The organism is Granulicatella sp. WM01 (genome assembly GCF_004570605.1).
GTDB lineage: Bacteria > Bacillota > Bacilli > Lactobacillales > Aerococcaceae > WM01.
The window spans coordinates 1-20,813 of the sequence record NZ_SPPB01000019.1 but is presented as its reverse complement, the minus strand read 5'-3'; the positions used below and the strand labels follow the sequence as shown (position 1 = coordinate 20,813).

Annotated in this window: 17 protein-coding genes and 1 pseudogene; 17 read left to right on the top strand and 1 reads right to left on the bottom strand. The window is 31.1% G+C overall.

What is annotated here, in order from left to right:
* The first annotated feature begins 66 nt into the window (after positions 1 to 66).
* The 17 genes from E4T68_RS04025 to E4T68_RS03945 all read left to right on the top strand — a co-directional run bounded on the left by E4T68_RS04025 (position 67) and on the right by E4T68_RS03945 (position 20,100).
* On the top strand, positions 67 to 1,587 hold the full coding sequence (locus tag E4T68_RS04025) for a hypothetical protein (protein ID WP_167753803.1): 1,521 nt from the start codon (positions 67 to 69) through the stop codon (positions 1,585 to 1,587).
* 69 nt (positions 1,588 to 1,656) lie between these two features.
* Complete coding sequence (locus E4T68_RS04020; RefSeq protein ID WP_135124372.1) at positions 1,657 to 2,655, top strand: glycosyltransferase family 2 protein; 999 nt, start codon at positions 1,657 to 1,659, stop codon at positions 2,653 to 2,655.
* Positions 2,652 to 4,049, top strand: a complete 1,398-nt coding sequence (locus E4T68_RS04015) for an O-antigen polysaccharide polymerase Wzy family protein (protein ID WP_135124370.1) — start codon at positions 2,652 to 2,654, stop codon at positions 4,047 to 4,049. The genes E4T68_RS04020 and E4T68_RS04015 overlap by 4 nt, the downstream gene beginning before the upstream one ends.
* Before the next feature lie 267 nt (positions 4,050 to 4,316).
* On the top strand, positions 4,317 to 5,789 hold the full coding sequence (locus E4T68_RS04010; protein WP_135124368.1) for an oligosaccharide flippase family protein: 1,473 nt from the start codon (positions 4,317 to 4,319) through the stop codon (positions 5,787 to 5,789).
* Positions 5,790 to 6,115: 326 nt separating this feature from the next.
* Positions 6,116 to 6,454, top strand: coding sequence for a putative DNA-binding protein (locus tag E4T68_RS04005; protein ID WP_135124366.1), 339 nt, complete (start codon positions 6,116 to 6,118; stop codon positions 6,452 to 6,454).
* Between the two features lie 2 nt (positions 6,455 to 6,456).
* Positions 6,457 to 7,872: a signal recognition particle protein gene (ffh, locus tag E4T68_RS04000; protein ID WP_135124364.1), complete on the top strand. Its 1,416-nt coding sequence runs from the start codon at positions 6,457 to 6,459 to the stop codon at positions 7,870 to 7,872.
* A 20-nt stretch (positions 7,873 to 7,892) separates the two neighbouring features.
* Positions 7,893 to 8,726: a dTDP-4-dehydrorhamnose reductase gene (gene rfbD, locus E4T68_RS03995; RefSeq protein WP_135124362.1), complete on the top strand. Its 834-nt coding sequence runs from the start codon at positions 7,893 to 7,895 to the stop codon at positions 8,724 to 8,726.
* Between the two features lie 2 nt (positions 8,727 to 8,728).
* Positions 8,729 to 9,424, top strand: a complete 696-nt coding sequence (locus tag E4T68_RS03990) for a glycosyltransferase family 2 protein (protein WP_135124360.1) — start codon at positions 8,729 to 8,731, stop codon at positions 9,422 to 9,424.
* 6 nt (positions 9,425 to 9,430) lie between these two features.
* Positions 9,431 to 9,775: a DUF2304 domain-containing protein gene (locus tag E4T68_RS03985; RefSeq protein ID WP_135124358.1), complete on the top strand. Its 345-nt coding sequence runs from the start codon at positions 9,431 to 9,433 to the stop codon at positions 9,773 to 9,775.
* Complete coding sequence (locus tag E4T68_RS03980; RefSeq protein WP_135124356.1) at positions 9,759 to 11,009, top strand: lipopolysaccharide biosynthesis protein; 1,251 nt, start codon at positions 9,759 to 9,761, stop codon at positions 11,007 to 11,009. The genes E4T68_RS03985 and E4T68_RS03980 overlap by 17 nt, the downstream gene beginning before the upstream one ends.
* 1 nt (position 11,010) lies before the next feature.
* Positions 11,011 to 12,009 carry a glycosyltransferase family 2 protein gene (locus E4T68_RS03975; protein WP_135124354.1) on the top strand — a complete coding sequence of 333 codons (999 nt, stop codon included), beginning with the start codon at positions 11,011 to 11,013 and terminating at the stop codon, positions 12,007 to 12,009.
* Between the two features lie 41 nt (positions 12,010 to 12,050).
* Positions 12,051 to 13,577, top strand: coding sequence for a DUF2142 domain-containing protein (locus E4T68_RS03970; RefSeq protein ID WP_167753802.1), 1,527 nt, complete (start codon positions 12,051 to 12,053; stop codon positions 13,575 to 13,577).
* A gap of 46 nt (positions 13,578 to 13,623) precedes the next feature.
* Complete coding sequence (locus E4T68_RS03965; protein WP_135124350.1) at positions 13,624 to 14,421, top strand: ABC transporter permease; 798 nt, start codon at positions 13,624 to 13,626, stop codon at positions 14,419 to 14,421.
* On the top strand, positions 14,421 to 15,623 hold the full coding sequence (locus E4T68_RS03960; protein WP_135124348.1) for an ABC transporter ATP-binding protein: 1,203 nt from the start codon (positions 14,421 to 14,423) through the stop codon (positions 15,621 to 15,623). Before E4T68_RS03965 ends, E4T68_RS03960 begins: the two co-directional genes overlap by 1 nt.
* A 15-nt stretch (positions 15,624 to 15,638) precedes the next feature.
* Complete coding sequence (locus E4T68_RS03955; RefSeq protein WP_135124346.1) at positions 15,639 to 17,030, top strand: glycosyltransferase family 2 protein; 1,392 nt, start codon at positions 15,639 to 15,641, stop codon at positions 17,028 to 17,030.
* On the top strand, positions 17,027 to 18,784 hold the full coding sequence (locus E4T68_RS03950) for a rhamnan synthesis F family protein (RefSeq protein ID WP_135124344.1): 1,758 nt from the start codon (positions 17,027 to 17,029) through the stop codon (positions 18,782 to 18,784). The genes E4T68_RS03955 and E4T68_RS03950 overlap by 4 nt, the downstream gene beginning before the upstream one ends.
* A gap of 239 nt (positions 18,785 to 19,023) precedes the next feature.
* Positions 19,024 to 20,100 (top strand): MraY family glycosyltransferase, encoded by a 1,077-nt coding sequence (locus E4T68_RS03945; protein ID WP_135124342.1) that lies wholly within the window; start codon positions 19,024 to 19,026, stop codon positions 20,098 to 20,100.
* A gap of 458 nt (positions 20,101 to 20,558) precedes the next feature.
* Here E4T68_RS03945 and E4T68_RS03940 read toward each other — a convergent pair.
* Positions 20,559 to 20,813: pseudogene (locus E4T68_RS03940) on the bottom strand (ISNCY family transposase); the annotation flags it as partial.

The following is a 20,813-nucleotide window of genomic DNA, read 5'->3' as shown; positions in this document are numbered from 1 at the left end:
CTATCGAAAAAGTAGTTTAGGTAAAAGTAAGTTCTATATAGAGTAAAAAATAGGAAATGGTGGAGAATGAAAAGAAAAATTATAGGAATACTCTTTGTTCTAATTGCCTTAATAATATTATATATTACCAAAAATAATATGTTTAATAAACACACTGTATTGGTTAATCAGGAATATACGGAATATTTTCTGCAAAAAAATAGTATAAGTACTTTAAGAGTGAAGGGGACATTTGATAACCCTACTGTAATAAATTCAACTAATAAAAATTTTGCATATAGTTTACAAATTATGTTTGATGAATCTGAGAGTAAACGGTATAAAATTGAAACAGTAGTAGATGATGAAATTATATATAGTTTTGAGGAAAAACATAATAAACGCACACATTATTTTCAATTATTTTCATTTATCTTTGATAAAAAAAATCGTGTAATCATTACAGATGTGGATAGTGGACAGACAAAGACTTTAGATTTTGATATTAAATATGATAAAGCGGCCTATTTAACGTATACATTTGATACTTTCTCTGACTCAACACTATTAAAAACGGCTTGGGTAAATAACGAACATGTTATTTATGATTATAAGGGGAGAATACGAAATGTTTTAAGACGGAGCAAACAGTTTGATGTGGATAATGCAGGTTCATTATATGTGTTTTCTAAGGAGACGATTGGGGATATAGTATATCCTTCAATTGTCAAAATGGATTATAATGGACAAATGATTAAAGAGATGCAAGTTGAAACAGGATTATTTTCTAATATAATCTATTTGGGAAATGATGAAATAGCTGTTTTGTCACTGGTGGATTATAGAGATGTTTCTCAAGGATTTAAAGTCTTAAAGATTAATTTTGATAATAATCAATTCATAGAATCTGATAGGATACATTTCCAAGGAGATATGAATCAGTTGTCAAATATTCATTTAACATTGCAAAATAATAATTTAATTGTATCCAATATGAATGATCATACACTGTATAGTTTTGATAATCAGTTACATGCTATTCCTAGCACTGAAGCAAAGCCGGGGATAAAAGCTAATGTGATTATAAATGGTACTCAACAAATGGAAGACAGACCAAAATTGCCTGAGCAAATTATTCTTAAATCTGTTGAGAAAGTAAGTCAGAGTAGTCAAAATATAGATTTTAAAAGTGCAATACATGCTAAATATGACTATGATATCCCTGCGTTTTTAAAAGAAAAATATATTAATACATATAAAAATGATTCGGAAAATATTAGGTACTATGCTCAACAATTTCCATATCAAAAGAGTGTATTTTATGATGATGCCTTGGATTATAAACTATTAAGGTTTAAACAAATTGGAAATAGATTATATTTTAAAGGTATTGTGTCAGCGCATGATGAGTTGACTTTATATTTAGTAGATCATTTGGGAAATATCCAAAATTTTGAATTGGGTTATTTTATTCCAAAAAGAGATAACAAATCTCATATAATGGATGCGTATATTCAATTTGATGACTTAAACAAAAACTACATGTATATAAAATATAATCAAAAAATTTATGACTTAGAATATTTTACTAAACCTAGAGATTTATAATATATTGATTACTGAACGCCTTATCATTCAATGCAGTATTTAGTGAATATATGGTGAGAAAGGACTTTAATGAAAACTGTAAGTGTAATTGTTCCTATTTTTAATGAGGAATTATATATCGAGAATTTTTTGGATTCTTTAGTCAATCAAAATTTTCCTACGGAACAGTATGAGGTTTTGCTAGTTGATGGAAACTCTACTGATAATACTGTTGAAAAGATTGTTAATTATATGGAGTATAGTGAATTAGATTTTCAAGTGATTGATAATCCTAATAGAATTCAGGCTTCTGCAATGAATTTGGGATTACATTATGCAAAAGGAAAATATATTATTCGCTTAGATGCGCATGCAAAATATCCTGAAGAATATATTAGCAGTTGTGTAGAATTATTAGAGAGTACAGATGCTGATAATGTTGGATTTTGTATTGAAACAGAAGGCACTACACCAATAGGAAAAAAAATAGCTAAAGTGTTTTCTTCTCCTATTGGTGTAGGAAATTCACAATTTAGAATTAATGGGCATTTGGAAAATGTTGACACAGTCCCTTTTGGAGCATTTAAAAAAGAAACTTTAATAAAATTAGGTGGATTTAATGAACATTTAGAATGCAATGAAGATAATGATATTAATCATAGAATTAGACAAGCAGGTGGAAATATTGTTTTGTCTAATAAGTTAAAGTCTGTTTACTATGCACGAAATAATATTAGCGATTTTTTAAAAATGGCTATTCGTAATGGGAAATGGAATGTTATGACTTTGTATTATTCCAAAAATGCAATGAATGTAAGGCATTTTATTCCGTTGCTTTTTCTAATGTCAAATGTATTTTTATTGGCTCTTAGTCTATTTTTCCATGTGTTTATTTTATTGTTAGCTTTAGAGTGGATATTATATATAGGATTAAATGTTTATTTTTATCGTAAAGTTAGCAAGAACATTTTAGAGTTATTTAGCTTATTTTTCATAACCGTTCTATTTCATGTTTCCTATGGAATAGGTTCAGTTATTGGGATAAAAAATCTTATCAGGTTATGGAATAAGGGAGGTAAGCGAGATTGAAAAAAAAACTATGTGTAGATTTAGCATTGTTATTAAGTTTATGTTTAGTGCAGTACGATATGTTTTTTTTAACACTAGTGGTGACAGCAATTTTAGTTAGAAACCTTGTGGAATGTATTAAATGTCTTACTGAACGTTCAGTATATTTTATATTTAATATTATGATTTTAGTTTTCATCGTAGGAAGGCCTTTAATAAGGTTGATTCGCAATGACTATACAGATCTTTTTGTTACTAAAGAGGCAACATTAGTAGCTCTATTAATTACAGGTGTTTCATTAATTGGTATTCATTTTGGAAAAGAATTATTTGAGTTATACAATCAAAAACAGTTAATCCAAGAAGATGTGCCAATCAAACGCTATTATCGTTTGGTATCTTGTGTACTATTTATTTGTAGTGTGGCAATAAGTATTGGTGTTGAATTTTATAAATATTCAATATTAAAAAATGAATCTTATTTAGTTCTATTCAAAGAAACAGCCGTTAATATTCCACCGATATTAGATATTATCGCAGGATTGTCCTTGTTTACATATATTTTTTATTTAGCAACTAATCCTAGTAAATTGAAGTCTATCTTAGCTACGATTTTATATGTACTGTCTACACTACCGGGATTTTTATTAGGAAAAAGAATACAAATTGCTAGTTTAGTTTTTGTAGTTATTTATTTTGTTATTAGAAATAAGATGGATAAAAAAAGGTGGATTACTAAACGGTATGTTATTGCAGGATTGGTATTTTTGCCCATAATAGTTTTTATACTTGGACAAATGAATTATACACGATCACATAAAGTAAATGAGCATGGACCACTTTCTACAATGGTTGACTTTGTGTATAAGCAAGGAACTACTTTTGACACAATTGCTCAAGGTGTATATTATGAGCCAGTATTACCTGAAAATTTTGCTAGAAATTATACTTTTGGTCCAATATATGATTATCTTACTCAAAATTCTATTATTTCCAAAATATTAGGAACAAGACGTTTTGGTCAAGGGAATAATTTGATTTCGGCAAATTTTGGTAATAATTTCGCACATCATATTTCTAATATTTCTTTAGGAGAAGATGTATATTTGTTAGGTCATGGTCGAGGGACATCTTATGTTGTTGAAAATTATATTGATTTTGGGTATGTAGGTGTCTTTTTACTCAGTGCGTTTATTGGGTACATACTATGTATATTGCCATTTTATTTCAATGGGAGATATTTATCTAGAATAATTTCTTTATTGATAACATTTCATATTGTGACTATTCCAAGATATAACTTTGTATCTTTTATTTCCTTTTTATATGACTTGAAATTTATTTTTGCAATCAGTATATTATTCTCATTATCTTGGATAGTATCTAAATTGAGAATATTGGACAAAAAACAGTGATTGTAGGGATTGCTGAAGGTGTAAAGTATATCAGTTATAAAAGATGATGGTATTTTAGAATTGGCAAACAGTTTACTATAATTCCCTTGGTAAAATAATTTAAGTGAAAAATTGAAAATAGTATATAGTTGTTAGTCTGTTAATTAGGGGAATTTTTGGTTATAGTGAAATGTATGATGTTAGGTTAAAGGCGGAGTTTTCAATTTCGAAAATATATGGAGATAAGCACTAAAAAATGGTGTAATCAAATCAATGTTGAGGTGGTTTATGAAAAATATAAAGGTGAATGCATTTGCTAACCTACTTGTTAAATTTTTAAATATTGCATTTCCGCTTATTACTGGTCCTTACATTGCAAGGGTTCTTGATAAAGATTTGTATGGATATTTTAACGATGCAAGTACATATACTTATTTATTTGTTCCTCTAGCAGGGTTTGGCATTTATAATTATGGGATACGGACTATTAGTAAAATAAAAGATAACCCTGATAAAGTCAATCAATCATTTTCTAAATTGTTTTATATTTCCTGTATTAGTTCGACTGTATCAGGAATACTTTATTTATTGTTTATTCATTTATTCGTTGATATGAATGGGGTGGAGCCGATGTACTATATACTAGGTCTTCAAATTTTTACTCAGTTCCTCTATATTGAGTGGGTAAATGAAGCGTTTGAAAATTATGGCTTTATTTTATATAAGACGATAGTTATCAGAATACTAATGCTTATAGGTATCTTTGTATTTGTAAAAAATAGTCAAGACATTATTCCTTATACTATAGTTATGGTAGCAATGTCTATTTTGAATTTTATAATCAGTTTTGTTGCTATAAAGAGAAAAATAACGTTTGTTAGTATTCCGATTTCTCAAATGAAGACAGTTCTGATAGCACTTATTGCAGTATTATTATTATCGAATTCAAACATGCTATATACATTTTTAGATAGACTATTTTTAGCCAACACTGAAACACCAGCATTTATTAGTTACTATACAATATCTCAAAATATTGTCACTTTAATTGCAAATACTATTTTAGGGGCGATCAGCGTTAGTGTGCCGCGTCTTGGATACTATTTAGGAAAGCGAGATGCTAAATCTTATCAAGAGCTGGTGTATAAAGGAAATCAATTCCTTAATCTGCTTATTATTCCAATGAGTATTGGGTTAATTTTATTGGGTAGACAAGCAACACTGTTATATGCAGGAGAGCAATATGTTGAGGCTGGAATTATTACTGTTATTTTTTCAATACGTAATATTTTTATAGCGTTAGAAGTTATATTGGGAACGCAAATTATTTTTGTGAATGGATACGAAAGAAACTTAACGTTCATTTATTTAATTGGCGGTGTGACCAATTTGGTTTTGAATATATGCTTATCTGTCAATCATATTTATCGTCCAGAATATTATATATTGACAACCTTATTTGCTGAAATTATAGTTATTTGTCTTGAAATGTATTTTATAAAATACAAACAAATCATTCGCTTAAAAAAATTACTCAAACAAAATGCTAAATATTTAGTGTTATCACTTGGTTTTTTCCCTATTTATTGGATTGTTAGTCAATTATATCCCTATCAAACTGTTGTAAATAGAATATTATTATTGAATATTGGTGTCACAATTTTGTTTTGTGTTTGTTATTATATAATTGTTCTAATGCTTATTAAAGATGATGCTTTTTATAGTGTATTTAGCCGAGTAAAAAAATATTTTAGGAAATAATTGTTTATTGAAAAATAATTAATGATTAAATGTGATTACATAATAAACAGGAAATGAATTTCATTTGATACAGATATTGTAAAATAGCTTTAGACCTAGTGAGTAATCCCCTCGGTCTAAAGCTATTTGTTGTACACCTTAAAAAAATGCGTAAAACTAGTAAAAATGAACATCAAAAGAGGCAGTTTATCTTAGCATCGTTTTATGAAATGAGTGGCAGAAGTTGAAATGTTCAAAGTGATGTAATAGATAAACTTTTTATAAGTGCAACACGGTTATAGTTTGTGGTATAATAAAACGGATTATAAATATACATGGAGGTAAGTATGGAAATTGAAAAAACCTTATATATGACTCATTTATATGATTTTTATGGCAACTTACTTACCGACAAACAAAAAGATTACTTAGAATTATATTATGAGCAAGATTTGTCATTAACTGAAATTTCGCAAGAATTGGCTGTTAGTCGGCAAGCGGTATATGATAATATTAAGCGTAGTGAAGCAATTCTTTTGACTTATGAGAAAACATTGCAATTAGTTGAACAGTTTCAGTCAAGACAAAAAGCAATAGAGCAATTAGAGAGTTATGCTAGTCGAATGTATGCTGATGATGTAAAGCTAATGGACTTAATTAAAAATATAGAAAATGGAGAAGAATAATTATGGCTTTTGAAGGGTTATCAAGTCGTTTACAAGGGGCAGTGAAACGCCTAGGACGTAAGGGGAAAATAACAGAAGCAGATTTAAAAGAAATGATGCGTGAAGTGCGTTTGGCGTTATTAGAAGCTGACGTAAACTTTAAAGTAGTTAAAGAGTTCGTAAAAAAAGTGAATGAGAGGGCTTTAGGTGCAAATGTTATTGAGGCACTTTCTCCAGCCCAACAAGTTGTTGATATTGTAAATGAAGAGTTAACAATTTTAATGGGAACAGAGCAAGTTCCATTCCAATTTTCAGTGAAACCACCTACTGTTGTGATGATGGTAGGTCTACAAGGGGCAGGTAAAACAACTACTGTTGGAAAATTGGCGAATTATTTGAAAAAGCATCATCATAAACGACCTCTATTGGTTGCAGGAGATATTTATCGTCCCGCAGCTATTGAGCAGTTAAAAACGATTGGAAATCAATTAGATATGCCAGTATTTTCTTTGGGTGATACACTTAGTCCGGTTGATATTGCAAAACAAGCAGTAGATAAAGCCATTTTAGATGGGCGAGATTTAGTGATTATTGATACGGCTGGTCGTTTGCATGTTAATGAAGAATTGATGAGTGAATTAGAGAATATTAAAGCAGCAACAAATCCAACAGAAATTTTATTAGTGGTTGATGCAATGACTGGTCAAGATGCTGTCAATGTTGCTCAAGCCTTTAATGATAGACTTGATATTACGGGTGTTGTGATTACAAAACTAGATGGAGATACACGTGGGGGAGCAGCACTGTCTATCCGTCAGATTACTGGAAAACCTATCAAATTTACTGGACAAGGCGAAAAATTAGACAATATAGAGCCTTTCTATCCTGAGCGTATGGCATCTCGCATTCTTGGTATGGGTGATATGATGACGTTAATTGAGCGTGCCAAACAAGAGTTCGATGAAAAAGAAGCTGAAAAAATGGCAGCTAAAATACGTGAGAATACATTTAACTTTAATGACTTTATTGCGCAAATGGATCAAATGGCAAATATGGGTCCATTAGAAGATTTATTAAAAATGATTCCAGGTATTAGTAATATGCCGGGAATTGATAAAGTCAAAGTGGATCCAAAAGATATGGCACACATGAAAGCTATTATATTGTCTATGACCCCTGCTGAAAGAGAAAACCCAGATCTATTATCTCAAAGTCGACGAAAAAGAATTGCTAAAGGTAGCGGACAAACTCTAATGCAAGTTAACCGTATGATTAAGCAGTTTAATGAATCACGTAAAATGATGAATCAAATGTCTAAAGGGAATATGAGTGGACTAGAAAATCTAATGGGAACAGGGATCAAAGGGAAATTAGGTAAACTTGCCATGAAACAAATGATGAAAAAAGCAAGTAAGAAAGCGAAAAAGAAAAAAAGATAACTTATAATGGAGGATAAATCATGACGGTTTTAATTACAGGAGCAAATGGACAATTAGGTAAGGAATTACAAAAGTTATTATTAGAGAAAAAAATAGATTTTGTCGCAGCAGATGTTTCAGAGATGGATATTACAAATGAAGTGCTAGTCAATCAATTTATTTCAGAAGTTAATCCAGACGTTATTTACCATTGTGCCGCTTATACTGCTGTAGATGCTGCCGAAGATGAAGGGAAAGAGTTAAATCGTTTAATTAATGTCGAAGGGACACGTTATATCTCAAATGCTGCATATCATGTTGGTGCAAAATTAGTTTATATTAGCACAGATTATGTTTTTGATGGGACAAAAGCAACAGAGTATACGGTAGATGATGTGCCTAATCCAAAAAATGAATACGGATTGACTAAATTTGAAGGTGAAGAGGCTGTTCGAGAGTTAATTGACACACATTATATTGTGCGTACATCTTGGGTGTTTGGAGAGTTTGGAAAAAACTTTGTTTACACTATGCAAAGTCTAGCACAGACAAGACAAACGTTAACAATTGTAAATGATCAATTTGGTCGTCCCACATGGACTCGTACATTAGCAGAATTTATGGTTCATCTAATTGAAAGTGATGCTGAATTTGGAACATATCATTTATCAAATGATAACAGTTGTTCGTGGTATGAATTTGCTAAGGAAATTTTAAAAGATACGGACGTAGAAGTTTTACCGGTTGATTCCACACAATTTGTTCAAAAAGCATACCGTCCAAAACATTCTGTCATGGATTTAAGTAAAGCTAAAGCAACAGGATTTATTATTCCGACATGGCAAGATGCCTTAAATCAATTTTTAGGGAGATAATTATGCGTAAAAGTGATATTCTAGTCATTATTCCAGCTTACAATGAAGCTGAGTCGATTTGTCAAGTTGTGGATAATTTAATTCAACATTATCCGCAATATGATTATGTGATTATCAACGATGGCTCAAAAGATAATACATCTGAATTATGTCACCACAATCAATATAATATTGTTGATTTACCGGTTAATTTAGGGTTAACTGCTGCATTTCAGACAGGATTGCGTTATGCATACGAGCATGGATATAAAAAAGCTGTTCAATTTGATGCTGATGGGCAACATTTGCCAGAATATATAGAAGATTTATCTAAAAAAATGGACGAAGGTTATGAATTGGTCATTGGATCACGATTTGTGACACAAAAGAAAGAGCAATCATTACGTATGTTGGGAAACACGTTAATTAGTACAGCTATAAAATGGACAACTGGTCAACGGATAAAGGATCCTACAGCAGGAATGCGTATGTTCAATGAAGAATTGATTAAAGAATTTGCACAAAATATTAATTATGGTCCTGAACCAGATACCGTTTCTTATTTAATTAGAAACGGTGTAAAAGTTGCTGAAGTTCAAGTGGAAATGCAGGAGCGACAAGCAGGAGAGAGTTATTTAACCTTGTCTAAGTCTATTCGATATATGTTGCATATGTTTATTTCGATTATTATTGTCCAAAATTTTAGAAAGCGAGGATAATAGAAGATGAGTATTTTATTTCAAGGGATTTTAATTGGTATTTCTTTAGTGACAGGAGTATTTATTTTAAGAAGTATCATTAAATCACAAGTCCAAATTTCAGATGCGATTTTTTGGATTTTATTTTCTCTGATATTGTTACTTTTTAGTATATTTCCAGTTTTAGCTGAAATGTTAGCAAGTCTGCTGGGGATTGCTTCGGCGGTTAATTTTATTTTTCTATTTGTCATTTTCTTATTGTTAATGAATCAATTCCAATTAACTGCTAAATTATCAAAATTAGATAGTCGTTTTAAACATTTAGCACAAACATTAGCATTAAAGGAAAAAGAAAATGAAACCAACAAATAATCAAGTCTATCTGTGGAATTTACTTGGAAATGTATTTGCTGCGGCAATTTCTGTTGTTTTATTAATGATTACATCACGCTTACTGTCAGCTAATCAAGCTGATGAGTTCAGTATCGCATACTCATTAGGGCATTTGTGGGTTGTTATTGGGCTATTTCAAGTACGAAACTATCAAGCAACAGATGTGCAATTTACACATCAATTTGAGAGTTATTTTACTCTACGTTTGTTTACAGTATGTGTCATGATAGGGAGCATTATTCCGTATCTTTATATGACAAGTTTCTATGAGTATACAGTGGCTAATATGGTGTTTATCTTTTTAGTCATCTTGTATCGTATGTGGGATGCTTTTGCAGATGTGTTTCAAGGTCTTTTTCAACAACATGAAAGGCTTGATATTGCAGGGAAATCAATGGTTATTCGTTATGGAACGAGTATGTTTGTTTGGTTAGTGATGATTTATTTGACAAACTCATTGGTGTTTAGCATAGTTGCTTTAATTGTATGGAATGGAATAGTTGTATATCGTTATGATTACTTACCCAGTCGAGCGTTTATTTCTATTCAATGGAAAAATATAGTTAAGGGTGCCTATCTCAAGGATGCAAAGCATATTTTAAGAGCGTGCATGTCATTATTTGTCAATGGTTTTATTTTAGTTTATATATTTAATGAACCAAAACTGGTCATTGGAACTGGACTAAAACAAGGCTGGTTACAAGAAGGTATGCAAAGAGATTACAATATCTTATTTATGCCTGTGTTTTTTATGAGTTTATGTATTTTGGTTATTCGTCCATTGATTACAAAAATGGCGAAGTTGCACTTGGATAAACACTATCGTGTCTTTTATCAAACAATGCGACACATTACAGTGAGTTTATTTGGTTTTGGCATTATTGCGACAGGGCTTGCCTATTTAATTGGAACGCCCATTTTGAGTTTAGTTTTTGGTGTTAAGTTAGCTGGATATGAGCTATCCTTAATGATTTTGGTGTTTTCAGGTGTGTTATACGCCCTAGCAATATTTACGGAAAATATATTAACAATATTTAGAAAACAACATTATTTACTACTTGTCTATGGTATGATGCTTGTTGTTTCAAAAATACTAACGATGTCTTTAGTCAAACAACATGGTGTTTTAGGAGCCAGTTTAAGTTTCTTAATTGTCATGATAGTTTATTTAATAGGGTGCATACTATTATTGTTTAAATGGAGAGGAAAATAGCATGAAATATGATTTAACCGTTATTGTACCAGTTTACAATACTGAACAGTATTTGGAGCGTTGTTTAAATAGCATTGTCAATCAAAAAAATCGAGAGTATGTTAAACTACGTGTCATCTGCGTCAATGATGGAAGTCCGGATAATTCTTTAGCTATTTTAGAAAGCTATAGTCAGCAATATGAGTGTATTGAGGTATTTTCCAAAGAAAATGGTGGCATAGCTGATGCACGAAATTATGGGTTGGATTTAGTTGAAGATAGTTTGTATGTGACGTATTTAGATTCAGACGATTTTTGGGCAGAGGGTTTTCTAGCGTATTTTAGTCAGTCATTATCTAAACAAAGTGATATGATTTTTTTTGATATTATATTGAGTGATTATAATGGACAAGCTATAAAAACATTGAAAGTGAATAGAGATACTGATGTCCAAAATATAAATCGTTTTATTGTGCTTAAACACGCACCATGGACTAGAATTTGTAAAACATCATTGTATGATCATGTTCGTTTTCCAAAAGGGAAATTATATGAAGATTTGGCAGTTTTACCTTATTTAACATCGCAAGCTAAACAGATTGAGTATATTCAGGTTCCGCTATATCATTATATTGTGAATACACCAGGTTCAATTATGAATACATCTTCAAAAAAAATATTTGATATTTATCCAGCTTTGGAGTATCTATTTGAATTGTTCGGAGAACAATTTGAGATGTATAAAGAAGAAATACACTATTTGGCTTTAGAGCATTTAGGTATTGGCCATACGTATCGTTTATTGAAATACCCTAAAACAACGAAGCAAGATTTCAAAGATATTGTGCTATTTATGGAAAAATATTTTGGAAAACAGTGGCATAAAAATAAATACATGAAAAAAGGTGTACATAAAAATAATATTAATTCTGCTTTAAGTGGATTAATGCCGCTTATTTTGAAAATATTGCATTTAAAATGGTTTAATGTATTTCAATTGTTGAAAAAAGGAAAAGATTAATGAATGGAAGGAGCACTATAATGTGGAAAAAGGAAATCATAATGTCTAAATTTAAAAAAAGTGTGGCGTGTATTGTAACTAATTTTAAGAAAAAGTGGGTACACATATTAGGCGTATGGTTTACTATAGCAATGAGCTATCTTTATTTTGATGGCAATATTTCTGTAGCACCTAAATGGATTTTAGGTTTTGCGGGTATGGTTTTTACCGTATTAATGTTACTTAAAGGAAAATTTCATAATATAGTAGGATTAATGATTGTGTTATCAGGATGTGTATTTGTGTTTTGTACACCTATTATGGACGCTCCTGATGAAACTGCACATTATGCTCGTTCTTTATACATTAGTCAAGGGCAAGTTTATTTGCCAGAAAACACTCAAGATGCAAAAATATCTAAAGACTTTATTGATGTTGAGGAGAATTTTAAACAGCCATTAAATAAGACTAATTTGCTATCTAAACCGATGTCGACAGAAGTATACGAGAATACGAAACTTTATGCAACAAATGCCTCGTCTTTCGTTCCTTATTTACCACAGGTAACAGGAATAACTATAGCACGTTTGTTTAATCAAAGTGTTGGTGTTTCAATACTCTTAGGTCGTTTTTTCAATCTGTTGTGTTATGCATGTCTTATTTGGCTGGCTATAAAAAAAGCAGGAGAATTAGGTGTTCTTTTTGCCATATTAGGTTTAATGCCGATGAGTATTTACTTAGCTGCCTCATTTAGTACAGATGCTATGGCTAATGGATTAACTTTTTTGGTCATTTCTCTAGTTTGTCATTTTACACAAAAATCAAGAGTGTCCGTTAAAGATTTAATCATATTTTTTGTTTTATGTGCAATTTTGATTACGATAAAATTACCATACGTGTTATTGATTGGTTTATTGTTATTCATTCCAATAAAGCAGTTTGAAAAAAAATATATGTATTTTCTAGGAATTGTTTTAATTATTTTAGCTGCTATTTTAACTGTTTTTTGGTTAAAACAATCTAGTCATATTAACAGTACAGTTGTTACGCTAGATGCAAATCCTGTAGAAAAAATACGGTATACGTTGGCACATTTTAACCATTTTTCACGGGAATTTTATAAGGAACTCGTTAATATTATTCCAAATCGCATTCCGTCTTTATTTACATTTGGATGGTTAACCTATGGTGCGGACAAACTATCTTGGTTTTATTTGATGTTCATTAGTTGTATAGTATTCATGTTTCCATATACAACCAAATTACCTAAATTAACACGTTTTGGGGCTGTATTAGTAGCTCTTGGCATTACAGGAGCCATTTTGATGACGTCTTATTTAATGTGGAGTAGTGTGGAAACTATCCGTTTTGATGGTATACAAGGAAGATACTTAATAGGTGTCATACTATTAGGGGGAGTAGCGTTAAACTGCTCGTCATTATTTTTAGATACAAATATAGAGATTGCTGAGTGTAAAATACAGAAAAGAAATGAATTTATTTTATATATTGCATTACTATTTGTATTAATTGCCATTACACTAACTATTTTAGAATACTACGGAGTTCGAGTGCAATTTGTTCATTAATAGACCATTATTAGCAACAGTGTGAAAATGTAGGAGGTACATATAATTGTTAAGTCGAAAAAATCGAATTTTATTACAAGAATTAATTAAAACGGATTTTAAATTACGTTACCAAGGGAGCGTAATGGGACATTTGTGGTCTATCCTAAAGCCGTTATTATTATTTGGGATTATGTACATTGTGTTTGTTCGTTTTTTAAAATTTGATGACGGCACACCACATAATGCAGTTGGATTATTATTAGGTATGACAACATGGAACTTCTTTTCTGAGGCAACTAATATGGGCATGCATTCTATTGTGTCAAGAGGAGATTTGATTAGAAAGTTAAATTTTTCTAAATATATTATTGTTATTTCATCAGTTATGGGAGCAATGATTAATTACATTATTAATTTAGGAGTTGTGGTATTATTTGCTTTAATTAATGGAGTATCTTTTAATTTAGGGTGGTTGATGATTATCCCATTATTGTTGGAATTAGTCATATTAGCAACTGGAATATCTCTTGTACTTGCATCTCTTTACGTTAAATTTAGAGATATTGCACCGATTTGGGAAGTTATTTTACAAGGTGGATTATATGCAACACCTATTATTTATAGCATTACATTTATTTTACAGCGGGGTGGGAGTTCAGTTGCCCAAGTCATGTTATTAAATCCTATGGCACAAATTATTCAAGATTTACGTCACTTTCTTATTCATTCCAGCAATGTGACTGTATGGCAAGTGAATGATTTTATAGGTGTGATAATTCCGTATATTATTCCTGTAGTGATGTTTATGATAGGATTTGTAATGTTTAATAAAAATGCGAAAAAATTTGCGGAGATTTTATGATGAATAGAGAAAAAACAGTTGTAAAAGTCGAAAATGTGAGTAAAAGTTTCAAATTACCAATCGAATCTACACTCAGTTTACGCACCACATTGGTCAATTATTTTAAAGGTATAAAAGGATACAAAGATCAATGTGTATTGAAAGATATTTCGTTTGAAGTTAAGGAAGGCGACTTTTTTGGTATAGTTGGGCGAAATGGCTCGGGAAAATCAACATTATTGAAAATCATTTCTCAAATTTATGTTCCAGAACAAGGAAGCGTTACTCTAGATGGGAAACTTGTTTCATTTATTGAGCTAGGTGTTGGATTTAATCCAGAGTTGACGGGTCGAGAAAATGTTTATCTTAATGGAGCTTTACTTGGTTTTTCTCTGGAAGAGATTGATGCCATGTATGAAGATATTGTTGAATTTGCTGAACTGCGAGAATTTATGAATCAAAAACTTAAAAACTATTCTAGTGGTATGCAGGTTCGATTGGCTTTTGCAGTTGCTATTAAAGCACAAGGAGATATTTTAATTCTTGATGAAGTTTTGGCTGTAGGTGATGAAGCCTTTCAAAGAAAATGTAACGATTATTTCCTAGAGCGTAAAAATAGCGGGAAAACGACCATTTTGGTAACGCATGATATGGGTGCTGTTAAAAAATATTGTAATAGGGCGGTCTTGATTGAAAACGGACTTGTAAAGGCAATAGGAGATCCAAATAATGTTGCTAACCAGTACAGTTTTGATAATAGTATTCCAGCACATAGTGAGAGTGAACAAACAGAGATTGAAACTGTTCTTGTAGATAATTTTCGCTTAGATTTATTGACACCTAATCAAATAAGTCCTGGAGATATGATTAGGTTTAATATTGAATTTGATGTATTAGAAGATATTGAAACGTATATAGCATTATCGTTTACAGATATTGATCGTCATATTTGGATTTATAACGATAATTCTATGGATAAGTTAATTAAAGGTAGAGGGCATAAGCAGGTTGTATATGAATGCTCACTGCCAAATGTGAATACTTTAAAAGTAAAATTGGAAGTTAGTGTGCGAGATAAGGAAGGCAAAATGTTGGCATTCTCTGATGCAACACAAACACCAATTATTATGATTAGTAGAACAGATATTGCACAAGATGATTATTCCGCTTTAGATTCAGCATCCGGGCTAATCCAAAGAAATGGACATTGGGAATTTCAATAAGGATAGAGGAATTTTATGAAAAAAGAACCGCTTGTTTCGATAATTTGTACAGTATTTAATAAAGAAGCTTGGTTGTGCCAGACAATTAATAGTTTTTTGGCACAAGAAACAACATTTCCTATTGAAATTCTAGTTATTGATGATGCTTCAACTGATAATTCAAGGCATATTATTGAAAGGTATGTTAAGCAATATCCAAATATGATTAGAGCAATTTATAATGAAGAAAACCAAGGAATTGCTAAAACATGGGTAAAAGTATGTCAGTATGCACAAGGAAAGTATATAGCCAGATGCGATGGAGATGATTTTTGGATTGACCCATTAAAATTGGAAAAACAAGTGACATTACTTCAAAATACGCCTCATTCAAAGTGGTGCAATACAGATTTTGATATGTATAATGAACATGGTCAGTTGATTTCACGTGCGGGATTTTCCTCTGGGACAATTTCTTTGGCAGATACATACGAAAAAATGTTGGCAACACGTGGATTTACAATGGCATCTACATGGTTAGTTGAGCGTGACTTGATGTTACATGTTAATAGCATGTTGGATTTGGAAACATCAGATGATACATTTAATTTGCAATTAGATCTTTTTCAATATACAGACTTAACGTATTTAAGTGAGGCAACGGTTGGTTATGTGATTAACCAAGGATCAGATTCAAGACCTAAAGATTTTTCTAAGGTAGAGCAACGTTTTAATCGTCTACTTGATACGCAAAAGGAATATTTGGATAAATATCCTAATGGAAATAAACGAGTGATGTTAGATATTTTGTTGGAGCGTAATAATCGGTACGAATTGGAGCTAACAAAGAGAGAATATGGATTAGCAAAGATTGGTATTGAAAAAGTAACAATTTATTTTTCAAACGACACAGGAGAATTTTCACAAGAAAATACGGTACAATATCCACTAGCAAAACGTGATGATATAACCATCAAATTGCCTAAAGGTTGTACAAAAATTCGTGTGGATTTATCTGAACAAGCAAGTTTTTATGCGTATGTTCGCTTAGTAAGTTGTCTATCTGGAACAACTATTTTGCCGAGTTTCATAAATGGTGTTGTTATAGGAGAAGCGTATATGTTTCCTCAAGCAGATCCACAACTTATTTATGATATTCCAAAAGAATTTGGAGATGAATTGATATTACATTATATGGCATATAGTGTAGACAACATTCAATCAGACGACTATGTTGCTAAAGTACTTAGCCAAGAAATTTTTGAGTTGAAAATGAAATTAAAAGAATTGGAACGATTACGTATTCAAGTTCAACAACAAAAAGATATTATAGAACATTATCGAAAACAAAAAATCGTAAAAAGACTTTACCATGGTGTAGGAAAACTGTTAAAAAAAATGATTAATGTTTTTAGGAGAAAAAAATGAAACGTTTACTTTTGTATGTGCACTTCAATAAATTTAATCAACTTAGTTCACATGTGGAATATCAATTGAGCCAATTACGTTCACTATTTTCTAACATTGTTTTTATTAGCAATAGTTCATTAGAAAAATTAGACGAAGACCGTTTAAAACAGAAATATTTGATCAATGATATTATTTATCGTGAAAATATTGGCTTTGATTTTGCCGCTTGGCGTGATGGAATGACCCACGTGGGTTTTGAAGAATTAAAGCAGTATGATTCGGTAACTTTGATGAATGATACGTGTTTTGGACCTCTTTGGGATATTTCAGACCTATTCAATGAGTTTGAACAAAATCCTACTGTTGATTTTTGGGGTATGACAAACTTTAGAGCAACAAGTCAATTCAAAGAACACATTCAAAGTTATTTCTTATCTTTTTCACAACGTGTTGTACGCTCTGAAGTATTTCAAGAGTTTTGGATGCGTGTGCGTAATTTTGTGGATGTCCAAGATGTTATCAATCATTATGAAACACAAGTGACAACAAATTTAGTAGAAGCAGGTTTTACGTATCAAACGGTATTTGATACAACAAAAGAGGATGCTAGTCACATGCTTCATCCAGATTTTAGTTACTATAATCCGACAGCTATTTTAACGCACCGTGTACCTTTTATTAAAGTAAAGACAATTGATGCTAATCAACATATTATTCCATATATTTTACAGGAAGTTGACCAATCAACGGATTATCCAGTAGATTTGATTGTATCACACATGTCTAAAATAAATTATCCAGACTTTAAATATTTATTGGCACATAAATATATCCGTCCACTTGATAAGGTATATTCAAATCAGAAAAAGGTAGCCGTTCATTTACATGTTTTTTATGTCGACTTGCTCCAAGAATTTTTGAGTGCTTTCGAAGCATTTTCATTTCAATATGACCTATTTATAACAACTGATAAGCAGGAAAAAGTAGATCAAATTAACGCTATTTTAGACACTAATGAGAAAAAAGCACAAGTTTTTGTCACAGGAAACATTGGTAGAGATGTTTTTCCTATGCTTCAATTAAAGGAGTATTTACAAAAGTATGATTATGTTGGTCATTTCCATACGAAAAAATCTAAAGAAGCGGATTTTTGGGCTGGAGAATCTTGGCGTAAAGAGCTAATTGACATGTTAATTAAGCCAGCAAATACTATTTTGGCTCATTTAGAGGAAAAGGATGATTTAGGGCTAGTGATTGCAGATATTCCTACTTTCTTTCGTTATAATAAAATCGTTGATGCGTGGAATGAGCATAGTATGGCCCCGTTAATGAATGAGTTATGGCAAAAAATGGGAATGAGTAAGGCGATTGATTTTGGTACGTTCCAAACATTCGTTATGAGTTATGGGACATTTGTGTGGTTTAAATATGATGCATTAAAACCTTTATTTGATTTAAATCTTAAACAAGAAGATATTCCAAGAGAGCCTTTACCTCAAAATACGATTTTACATGCTATTGAACGCTTGCTTGTTTATGTTGCGTGGAATGAGCAGTATGATTTTAGAATTTCACAAAACCCTATTCCGTTAACACCATTTATCGATAATAAATTATTGAATGAACGCAATAATTTATATTTAAAAAACGTAGGAGAACTGTACCATTTTGGAAGTGTTAAGGGTGCTATTAAGTATATGATTATCGCTCCCTTAAAAGCAAGTAAATATATTATGAGAAGATGTATTGAAAAATTAAAGACAAAAGCATAATTAAATATATTGTGATAAAGTAAAACATATTTGGCAATCTATAAGATATTAAAATAGAATTGTGTGAGTAGGTTGTGTATAATACAGAGTACTTTAAATGTCTTGTGAATAAGTAGGATAACGTTAGTGAGAAATGGATATGTAAGTCATATAAATTTTAGGAATAACATAGTATTAAAATAGACTGTTATGGTATTATCCCAAGTGAGTGGGAGATAAATGTAAAGGAGGATTAACCAATGAGTTTTCAAATGGGATTTTTTCTAGTGTTCATTGGTGTTACCATTATTTCTTATATTGGTATTGATCAATGGTGCATATTTGCACGGAAAAAAGGATTTTTTGATACCCCTAATGCACGAAAAATGCATAGCCAACCTATTGTAACAATGGGTGGAGTGGTTATTTTCTTAGTTTATTGGTTATCTATTTTATTTATTACACTAGCGTTTGATTTGGTCGTTCGTGAACAAATTCCGTTATTTATTGCATCAACTATTATATTTATAACAGGTGTTTTAGATGATTTATATGATATTTCGCCAAAGCAAAAATCCGTAGGCATTATTTTAGGAGCGTCAGTTGTTTATTGGACAACAGATTTTAAAATTTATAGTGTTTTTGAACAACTTTTTGGTGTAAATATGATGTCGGAACTCATTGGCTATATTGTGACACTTGTGTGGATTTATTATATTACAAATGCCTTTAATTTAATTGATGGTTTAGATGGTTTGTCAACGGGAGTATCTATTATTGCACTTAGTGCCATTTCGTTTATCAGCTATTTCTTTTCGCCAGTTAGTGTATTTATTTTAACCACAATGGTTTTACTACTCGTTGCCACGTTGTTAGGTTTTTTACCACATAATTTTCATCCTGCAAGAGTGTTTATCGGCGATACTGGAATACTGTTTATTGGCTTTATGGTATCGGTGTTTGCCCTAATGGGTATGCAAAAACCAGGGATTGTTGCTATCATTACACCGATTATTATTTTAGGTGTTCCTTTAACCGATGCTACATTTGCTATTTTTAGACGTTTATTAAAAGGAGAATCGATTACAAAAGCAGATCGTTCACATATTCATCATCGTCTTATGCTAAGGGGTGTGCCACATGCACGTGCGGTTGTTTCTATTTACGGTGTAGCACTTGTTTTCGCTAGTGTTGCTTTAGCGATTTCGTTAGCTGATAATCCAGTTGATATTTATGTCACGCTGGCACTAACAATAATCGGAGAATTTATATTTGTAGACTATTTAAACCTTTTGGATTTAAAAGAGCCTCTGTTATTTAAACGGAAAAACCATTAAATCAATATGTTTATTATACATTTTCTCAAAAAACATGACTGAGAAAAAATATTAAACCTAGGTAAAAACTTAAAAATAAATTAAATGATGTTAAAGAAGAGTGCACTTTTAAGATGTACGCTAATGGGACTGGAAAAAGTCTTAAAAAAACAGCTTTAATGACGTTATCAGAAACGTTGATTCTAAGCTGTTTTCAATTTTTCAAATGTTAATCGAAAGGCTAAAATTTTAGTTTTTTCCCAGTTCCATTTTGTATATAAAAAAGTAAAATAAGTTTTTTTCTCTAACATCATTTGACAAAAATTCTAATCAAGCTATCTTATGATTTCAGTTTCTTTAGTCAAAAAAACGTGTCAATCGAAAATGAAAATGTCCCAAAATGTGGGCCACTATAAGTGCAATGATTTTCAAAAAAATCATTGCACTTATAGGGCAAAATAATGTATGCTATTAAAGTATCAAGCAAGCTTGTTGTCTTGATACTCTTCAAGAGTTTTTCCAATACTCTTGAGATAGCGTTTGAAAGATGCCAGTTTCCACGGGTGTGATTGTGGTGGAACGTATTGGCGTCTTTCTTTTTTTATATTCTCACCCAAATCAAACACCGCTGAATGCTCTTCATGTGTTAACAAACAACGTGTGGCATAAATGTTGTCAGCGATATTCAAGAAAATATCCCCATTAAATGCTTCAATAACCAACGCTTTTGTGTG